The 8979-nt window shown below is 70.2% G+C and carries 7 protein-coding genes; 1 reads left to right on the top strand and 6 read right to left on the bottom strand.

The features are described 5' to 3' along the window. Positions 1–599 precede the first annotated feature (599 nt). On the bottom strand, positions 600–1052 hold the full coding sequence (locus tag NUG20_RS21805) for a winged helix-turn-helix transcriptional regulator (protein ID WP_263396441.1): 453 nt from the start codon (positions 1050–1052) through the stop codon (positions 600–602). A 157-nt stretch (positions 1053–1209) separates the two neighbouring features. Between NUG20_RS21805 and NUG20_RS21810 the strand changes: the two genes are divergently transcribed. Then, positions 1210–2118 (top strand): NmrA family NAD(P)-binding protein, encoded by a 909-nt coding sequence (locus tag NUG20_RS21810; protein WP_263396442.1) that lies wholly within the window; start codon positions 1210–1212, stop codon positions 2116–2118. 27 nt (positions 2119–2145) lie between these two features. Here NUG20_RS21810 and mnmE read toward each other — a convergent pair whose 3' ends face one another. From mnmE to rpmH, 5 genes are all read right to left on the bottom strand, one after another. Beyond that, positions 2146–3486: a tRNA uridine-5-carboxymethylaminomethyl(34) synthesis GTPase MnmE gene (mnmE, locus tag NUG20_RS21815; RefSeq protein ID WP_263396443.1), complete on the bottom strand. Its 1341-nt coding sequence runs from the start codon at positions 3484–3486 to the stop codon at positions 2146–2148. A gap of 28 nt (positions 3487–3514) precedes the next feature. Continuing rightward, on the bottom strand, positions 3515–6247 hold the full coding sequence (locus NUG20_RS21820) for a polysaccharide deacetylase family protein (RefSeq protein ID WP_263396444.1): 2733 nt from the start codon (positions 6245–6247) through the stop codon (positions 3515–3517). 91 nt (positions 6248–6338) lie between these two features. Further along, entirely contained in the window at positions 6339–8087 is a 1749-nt protein-coding gene (gene yidC / locus NUG20_RS21825) for a membrane protein insertase YidC (protein WP_263396445.1), read from the bottom strand. Between the two features lie 18 nt (positions 8088–8105). Further along, positions 8106–8543 (bottom strand): ribonuclease P protein component, encoded by a 438-nt coding sequence (gene rnpA, locus NUG20_RS21830; RefSeq protein WP_263398575.1) that lies wholly within the window; start codon positions 8541–8543, stop codon positions 8106–8108. Positions 8544–8581: 38 nt separating this feature from the next. After that, positions 8582–8722 carry a 50S ribosomal protein L34 gene (gene rpmH, locus NUG20_RS21835; protein ID WP_003469983.1) on the bottom strand — a complete coding sequence of 47 codons (141 nt, stop codon included), beginning with the start codon at positions 8720–8722 and terminating at the stop codon, positions 8582–8584. Positions 8723–8979: the final 257 nt, after the last annotated feature.

The following is an 8979-nucleotide window of genomic DNA, read 5'->3' on the forward strand; positions in this document are numbered from 1 at the left end:
GGGGCGACCTCTTCGTTGTGGAGGGGTGGAGACGTCGGACAACGTGGCGAGCAACGGAATCGCGTTTCCGCCATGCGACGGCGAACGGCAGCGCACCGATCCGGCGCCGTGCGAGTCCCGCGCACTGGACGGCATTGCGCTGCGGCTGGAGGCACCGAATGCGCCACGCCCGGCAGGCGTCGGTCATGGCGGAACAGGCACCGAGACAACGAAATCGAGGCTAGTTGATGTTTCGTTATGCATCAATCTCGAAACATAACGAAATTACCTTTGTCTACCTGGGTGGACTGGATCCTTGATGGCCACCCCTTTCTATGGCCAGCGCAGCCGGACGGATCGATCCGCCTTGTGCGCGGCGATCCGGGCAGGCCTCAGGTGAGCCAGTGCGTCAGTCGTGGATGGCGAGCGTTGCGCGCTGTGCCGGGGCCTGTGACATCGGCGCGATAGCCGGATCGGCGAACCTGCGGCAGGGAACGCACTGCAACGCGCGAACGGGATGCGCCATGGCACGCATGCCGGGCCCGCCGCATTGCGCGACGGGCTGTGCTTCGATAGCGCCTGCCTGTGGCACCAGGCGGCGCATCGCTACGCGACGGCAGTCAGGCGCTGCGGCGGGTCTCTACCGAGGTCGTAGCGCCCGGCTGCTCGTCTTCGAACGCCGCGCGCGCTGCGCGGACGTCGCCGTGATGAGCTTCGGCCCAGTGCACCAGTAGCGCCAGCGGTTCGCTCAGGGACTGCCCCAGCGGGGTCAGCCGGTATTCCACGCCCGGCGGCACCAGCGGCAGCACCGCGCGCGCGACCAGGCCTTCGCGCTGCAGGTCGCGCAGGGTCTGGCTCAGCATGCGCTGGGAGATGTCCGGCACCGCGCGGCGCAATTCGCCGAAGCGATGCGGGCGCTCGGCCAGCAGCATCAGGAACAGGGTGCTCCACTTGTCGCCGATCTGCGCCAGCACGTCGCGCACCGGGCACTGGCCGATCGGCTGGCCCTCGTCGCGGAGGTCGCGCAGCCGTTGGCTCAGCAGCGGATCGGCAGGCGCAGCGGTGGCGGGCATGGTGGTTACCTCAGCGTCATCAGGGGCGGAAAAAGTGCCGTATTTACAGCATCGCCGCGATCTCTACTATGCACCAGGTTCCTTTTACAGACCACTTCGGTCCGCCCCATGCCGGCGCTGCGCAAGCATCGGCACCGTCCACTCCTAAGGAAACCCCATGTCCGCTCATCCCGATTCCCTGCTGGTCACCGGCGCCGGTGGCCAGCTCGGCCAGCGCGTGCTGGCCCATCTGCTCGACACGCTGCAGCTGCCGCCGCAACGCATCGTCGCTCTGACCCGCCGTCCCGAGACCCTGGCCGCCTGGGCGGCACGCGGCGTCGACGTGCGCCCGGGCGACTTCGATGCCCCGACATCGCTGGACGCGGCGTTCCAGGGCGTGGGCCGGCTGCTGCTGATCAGCACCGACGCGCTGGACCGTCCCGGCCACCGGCTCGAGCAGCACCGGGCGGCGATCGCCGCCGCGGCCCGCGCCGGCGTGCGCCACGTGGTCTACACCTCCTGCCCCGAACCCTACGCTTCGCCGCTGCTGCTCGCCGCCGACCACGCCGGTACCGAGGACGCGCTGGCCGCCAGCGCCCTGCCCGGCTGGACCGTGCTGCGCAATCACTGGTACTTCGAGAACCTGTTCATGAGCCTGCCGTCGACCCTGGCCTCCGGCCACTGGTACAGCGCCGCCGAGGATGGCCGCATCGCCCACATCGCGCGCGACGACCTGGCCCGCGCCGCGGCGGTGGCGCTGGCCGCCGACAGCGACGACACGCGCACGCTGACCCTGAGCGGCGCGCGCGCCTACACCACCGCCGAGATCGCGGCGCTGGTCGCGCAGACCGTCGGCAAGCCGATCGAGGTGGTGCCGGTACCGGTCGAGGGCCTGGTCCAGGGCATGGTCGGTGCCGGCCTGCCCGAGCCGTTGGCGCGGATCCTCGCCTCGTTCGACAGCAACACCGCGGTCGGGCGCGCGGCCGCCGTCACCGGCGACTACCAGGCGCTGACCGGGCAGGCGCCGCAGCCGTTCGAGCAGTGGCTGCAGGCCAACCGCGCGCAGCTCGCCGCGCTGGCGCCCTGACGCCGCAGGCAAGCGGGGCCATGTGCCCTACTTGCCGATGCAGAAGCTGGAGAAGATCCGCCCCAGCAGGTCGTCGGCGCTGACATGGCCGACGATCTCGCCGAGCGCGGCATGCGCCAGGCGCAGTTCCTCGGCGGCCAGTTCCAGCCGCTCGTAGCTCAGTTCGGCGGCCGCGGCAGCGGCGTGTGCGGTGGCGCGCTGCAAGGCGTCCACGTGGCGCGCGCGCGCGGAGAATTCGCCGTCGCTGCCGTCGCCGGCGGCATGGCCGGCGATCGCGCGCAGCTGCGCGTGCAGCCGTTCCAGACCGCTGCCGGTACTGGCGGAGACGTACACACTGTCGGCTGTGGCTTCCGGTACGGCGTCGAGCAGGTCTCTCTTGTTGTGGATCCACAACCGCTGCGGCACGTCGGCGATCGCCTCGGCGATCGCGGCACGGCCGGCCTCCACATCGCGCGCGTCGAGCACGACCAGCGCCAGGTCGGCGCGCTGCAGTTCCAGCCGCGCGCGGCGCATGCCTTCGCGTTCGATCGCATCGCCGCCCTCGCGCAAGCCCGCGGTGTCGACCAGGGTCAGCTCCAGCCCGTCCAGCCGCACGGTCTCGCGCAAGGTGTCGCGGGTGGTGCCGGCGATGTCGGTGACGATGGCCCGCTCGCTGCCGGCCAGCGCGTTGAGCAGCGAACTCTTGCCGGCGTTCGGCGGCCCCACCAGCACCGCATGCAGGCCATCGCGCAGGCGCCGGCCGCGCTCGGCGTCCAGCAGCAGTTGCGCCAGGTCCGCGCGCGCCTGCTCCAGGCCGGCGCGGACCTGTTCGCCGCCGAGCGTGTCCAATGATTCGTCGGCGAAATCGATCGCCGCTTCGGTATGGATGCGCAGCCGCAGCAGCTGTTCGGCCAGGGCGTCGACCCGGCGCGAGAACACGCCATCGAGCGACCGCCGCGCCGCGCGCGCCGCGCGCAGGTCGCCGGCGGCGATCAGGTCGGCGATGGCCTCGGCCTGGGCCAGGTCCAGCTTGCGGTTGAGGAAGGCGCGTTCGCTGAACTCGCCGGGCCGTGCCGGCCGCGCGCCGAGTTCGCAGCAGCGCGCAACCAGCTGCCGCAGCAGCACCGGGCTGCCGTGCGCCTGCAGTTCCAGCACGTCCTCGCCGGTGAAGCTGCGCGGTGCCGGGAACCACAGCGCGATGCCGTCGTCGAGCGTGTCGCCGTGCGCATCGCGGAAGCGGGCATAGCGCGCGGTGCGCGGGGCCAGCGCGCCCAGGCCGAGGCCGGCGCCGATCGCCGCGGCCAGGCGCCCGGACACGCGCACCACGCCGACCCCGCCCGCACCCGGGGCGGTGGCGATGGCGGCGATGGTGTCGGCGGCATGCGGCATGGCGAAGAACCTCCTGCGGCGCTGCAGCCTACAACGCCTGCAGCTGGGTGCGCGCGTACGCCGCCGAGGCGCCGCCGGGCTGCAGTTCCAGATAGGTCTGGAACGCGCGCTTGGCCTTGGCCGCGTCGCCCATCTGCCGGTACGCATCGCCCAGGTTGATGTAGGCCACCGCGCGCGAAGGATCGATCTTCAGCGTGTTCTCCAGCCAGCGCGCGGCCTGCGCGTACTTGCCCTGGCGGTAGTAGATGAAGCCGAGGTTGTTGGCCGCCAGCGCGAAGTCCGGGCGCAGCTTCAGCGCCTCGGTGAACTGCGCCTCGGCCTCGTCGTAGCGCTTTTCCTTGTACAGCTGCAGGCCGCGGTCGTTGGCGCGCTGCGCACGCTGGCGGTCGGACAGCGGCCCGGCCGCGACCGGCACCGCCAGCGGCCGCTCGCCGCCCTGCAGGTCCTTGACCACAGTCGGCTTGGCTACCGTCGCCGCGGTCGATGCAGCCGTCGCCGTAGCGGGCGTGGCCACCGCCGGCACCGCCGCGGCGACGCGGTCGTTCATCGCGATCGCCGCCGGGGACAGCTGCTGCGTGTTGGCGGTCAGGAATTCGTCGCCTTCCGGCACCTGCAGCACGAACTCGCCGCCCTGCGAGCCGGGCAGGCTGCCGAACGCCGGCGTCTGCGGCGAGATGCTCGACACCGCCGGCGCCACGTACGCGGCCAGTTCGGTGCCGGTGATCAGGCCGTCGCCGTTGAGATCGCCCTTGCCCGACAGCGCCTGCAGCAGCACCCAGGTGAACACCGAATGGCCGTTGGGGCCGCTGTCGGCAACCTGCTGGTCGGCACCGCCGGCGGTGAGCATCTGCCTTGCCACGCGCCGCGCGTTCTCGCGCAGGTAGGCGCCGGTGCCGCCGCCGCGGGTCAGGCCCAGGCCGCTGTAGCAGGCGTCCATCACGAACAGCACGTGCTTGGCTTCCAGGCTCTCGGCGATGTCCTGGATCTCGGTCATCGGGATCGCGTCGGTGGCGAACTGCGCCGGGTCCGAATCGGCCGGCACGATGTAGCCCAGGTCGCGTCCGGAGGCGAGCTTGCGGGTGGCGCCATGCCCGGCGAAGAACACGAACACGCGGTCGTTCTTGCCCACCCCGCCGTGCGCCAGGCGATCGTGGAACGCGGCCAGGATGTTGTTGCGCGTGGCTTCCTGGTTCTTCAGCACGATCACCTGCGACGACGGAAACCCGAAGCTGCCGGTCAAGGTCTGCGCGATCGCCTGCGCATCATTGGCCGCGTACTGCAGCTTGGGCCAGCGCGCGTAGTCGTCGATGCCGATCACGATCGCCCACGACTTGTCGTAGCCGCTGGTCACCGCCGGCGCCGCGGCGTTGGCCGCCGCGCGCGCCACGCTGAAGTCGCGCCCGTTCCAGGCGGCGAACTGGTAGCCGTCGGCGCTGAGCCGGTCCAGAATCTGCGGCAGCGCCTTGACCGTGCGCTCGTGGATGTCGTGGAACAACAGGATGCCGCGCTGCTCGCGGCCGACCTGCTCGAGCACGCGCTGCACGATCGACTCGGGCACCGGGTCGGCCCAGTCCAGCGAGTCCACGTTCCACATCACCGACTTCAACCCGGCCTCGCCGAGGATCTGCATGCCCTCGGCGTTGCGCGCGCCGTACGGGAAGCGGAACAGCGGCGCGCGCTTGGCATCGACCGCGCGCAGCATGCGGTCGGTGTCCAGGATCTGGCTGCGCAATGCCGCGCCGGTTTCCTTGGACAGCTGCGCGTGGGTCAGGCTGTGGTTGCCGACCGTGTAGCCCTGCTCCATCAGGCCGCGGCTGACGCTGGCCAGCGGCGCCAGCGCGACCTTGCCGTCGGCATCGAGCTTGCCCAGGTTGCGGCCGACCTCGAAGAACGTGGCCGGCACGTCGTAGCGCTTGAGGATCGCGACGATCTCGTCGGTGTACTCGCGGTGCGGACCGTCGTCGAAGCTCAGCACCACCGTCTTCGGCGGCAGGTCGCGGCCGAACACCTCGCGGTCGCTGTCCTGCATCGACATCGGATACGGCGTGATCACCCCGTAGTCGCGCAGGATCCGCTCGCGCGTGTACAACGTGCCCAGGTGGGCGAGGTAGTCCTCCCACTTCTCGCGCTTCTGCGCGATCGCGCGGGTGCGGTCGAAGCGGCTGAAGATCGCGGTGATCTCGCGGTTGTAGGTGCGCTCGATCTCGTCCAGCGCCTCCAGGTCCTCGCCGATGCGCTGGTGCAGCTTGATCGCCGGCAATGAGGAATCCTTGCCGATGCGCGCCTGCCAGTCGGCCAGGATCTCGCGGAACGCCAGGCGGTCGGCGTCGTACAGGTCCGGCGCCGATTCGATGTAGTCCAGCAGCGTGCCGACCGCGGCGAAGCGCTGCGCGTCCGGCTGCGCCAGCAGCGCATCGAACTGTTTGGCCAGCGCCTCGCGCCGCTCCAGGCCCTCGTGGAACAGCTGCTGGCCGACGCCGCTGGAGGTCTGCCGTTCGGCCGCCGACTGCTTGGCCTCGTCGGCCAGCAACACGATGATCTTGCGCTGCGCCGCCAGCTGTTCCTGCAGGTGCGTGCGGATCGCCGCGGCCTGCGCCTGCAGTGCGGGCGAACCCGGCAACACCGCGTTGTCCGGCGCGTGCGCGGACGGCGCGGCGGCGGCGGCCGTGGACGACGGCGTGCGCTGGCAACCACCCAGCGCCAGCGCGATCAGGCACGAGGCAGCGGCGGAGACCAAGAACGCGGAACGGCGGTCGAGCATGGCCCGGGACTCGCAAGGAGGGTGGCAGGACGCGCGACGGCGCAGCGCCGCCGCATATGCAACGCCCGCCTTGCGGCGGGCGTTGTCGGGGTTACTTCTTGACCTTGGCCGGCGGCTTGGCGCCGCCCCCGGCGGCCGCGGTGGCCGGCTCGCCGTGGCGCTTGGTCATCCACCACTGCTGCAACAGGCCCAGCGAACCGTTGGTGACCCAGTACAGCACCAGGCCCGACGGCACGAAGGCCATCATCACGCCGAACACCAGCGGCATGAACTGCATCATCCGCGCCTGCATCGGGTCCATGCCCGGCGACGGCGTCAACTTCTGCGTCAGCCACATCACCGCCACGTTGATCACCGGCAGGATGAAGTACGGATCGCGCGCGGTCAGGTCCTGGATCCAGGCGAACCACGGCGCCTGGCGCAGTTCCACTGACTCCACCAGCACCCAGTACAGCGCGAAGAAGATCGGCATCTGCACCAGCACCGGCAGGCAGCCGCCCATCGGGTTGATCTTCTCCTTCTTGTACAGCTCCATCATCGCCGTCTGGAACTTCTGCTTGTCGTCGCCGTAGCGTTCCTTGAGCTGCTGGATGCGCGGCTGGAACTTGCGCATCTTGGCCATGCTCTTGTACTGCGCGGCCGACAGCGGATACAGCACCAGCTTGAGCAGGATCACCAGGCCGACGATCGACCAGCCCCAGTTGCCGAGCAGGGTGTGCAGGTGGCTGAGCACCCAGAACAGGCCCTGGCCCAGGATCGCCATCACCGAGAAACGGCTGTAGTCGACCACGCGGTCGAGCCCCTTCACGTTCTCCTTGGCGATCTGGTTGACCAGCTTCGGGCCGACCCACAGCCGCGCCTCGCTGCTGGCGCGCACGCCGGGGGCGACGCTGAAGCTCGGGCCGCGTGCCTCGATCACGTGGCGCGGACCGTCGTTGGACAGCACGTACACGGCGTCCTGGTCGGCCTGCGGGATCCAGCCGGTGAAGAAGTGGTGCTGCAGCAGCGCGATCCAGCCGCCCTTGATGGTCTGGTTGACCGGGCCGTCTTCCATGAAGTCGCTGAACGGGCGGCGCTGGTAGCCGTCCTGCGCGCTGAACCAGGTGGCGCCGTTGAAGCTGAAGGAATCCGGATTGGTCATGCCGCGGCTGACGATGGTCGGCACCCGGCTCAGCTTGCGGAACACATAGCCCTGCCAGGGCTTGCTGCCCTGGTTGACGATCTCGTCCTTGATCTGCACCGCGTAGTGGCCGCGCTGCACGGTGTAGACGCGGCGGATGCTGACGCCGTCCGGGCCGTTCCACACGAACGGCACCTGCAGCGCGTCCTGGCCCTTGGCCAGCACGTAGTCCTTGCCCGGCTGTTCCGGCCGGAAGCCGCCGGGACCCGGCGACGGCGAGTTGTTTTCGCCGACCCAGCCGCTGATGGCGGTGTACGGGTGTTGCGGATCTTCGGTCAGCAGCGCCACCGGCGGGCTGCCGGGCTGCTTGGTCTGCGGGAACAGCAGCAGGTCCGCATCGAACACGCTGCGCCCGTCCAGGGTCAGGTGCAGCACGTCGGTGGTGATGGTCACCCGCGGCGCGGCGCCGGCGGCGGCCGGGGTCGCGGCGGTTTCGGAGGTCGCCCCCGGCACGGCGGCGGCGCCCGGCACGGTGGCGCGCGGGACAGCGGGGGCGCCGGCGTTGCCGGCATCGGCGTCCTGCGCAGGCGGCAGCGTGGTTCCGGCGGCGATGGTGGTCGCATTCGCCGCAGGCGCGGCGTGCTCCTTGTTCCACTCCATCCACAACAGGCCCGCGACCATCAGCCAGGCAAAGATCAGGAAAAGGCGGGTCTGGTTCATCGGACAGGCAAGCTCGGCTTAGCCAGAAACGGGTTCTGACTGGGAAGTGGGGGAAGAAGGCGGGAGAGGCGGCGGCATTGTGCCGTCCGCAGCCGGGGCCGGCAATGCGCCAGCGCGACGCAGCAGGCGCAGATAGGCCTGGCGCAGTTGTTCGCCGCTGGCCTGGGCGGCGGCGCTGCGCGCCACCACCACGTAGTCGCCCGGCGCCAGCCACGGCAGCAGCTGCCGGGTGGCCTCGCGCAACACGCGCTTGATGCGATTGCGCACCACGGCGCGTTTGTCGACCTTGCGCGACACGGCCAGGCCCAGCCGCGCAGGATGCTCTGCGCTGCGCCAGTGCAGGCTCATCAGCGGGTCGGAGCAGCGGCGTGCGGCATCGAACACGACGCGGTATTCCGCAGACGTGCGAACCCGCGCAGAGCGAGGAAATCGCCTACGCGGGTCGGGATGATTCACGGTCCGGATTGCAGGCGCCGCCTGGGGCGGCGAAGCAATCAAGCGCTAAGGCGCTTGCGGCCCTTGGCGCGGCGGCGAGCCAGGATCTTGCGGCCGTCGGCGGTGGCCATACGGGCACGGAAGCCGTGGTCGCGCTTGCGCTTGAGGTTGCTGGGCTGGAATGTGCGCTTGGTGGCCATCGGGGCGCTCTGTCTGAATGAGGCGGAAAGAACCGGAAATTCTATAGAACCAACCGGGCCGCGGTCAACTGTTGTCTATCGGGCATCGCTGTGGCCGCCGTACGCAGCCTGTGGATGGATCTGTGAATAGATGCGGGAAAACCATTCCCGACCCTGCGTGCCGATGGTAGTCTGGCCCATCCGCTTTCCTCTTTCACCGGCCGAGTGCGCCGCGATCGTTCGCGCCTCACGCCTGGTCTCTCAATGAATTACATCTG

This window comes from Xanthomonas sp. CFBP 8443 (genome assembly GCF_025666195.1).
In the GTDB taxonomy this organism is placed as follows: Bacteria; Pseudomonadota; Gammaproteobacteria; order Xanthomonadales; family Xanthomonadaceae; genus Xanthomonas_A.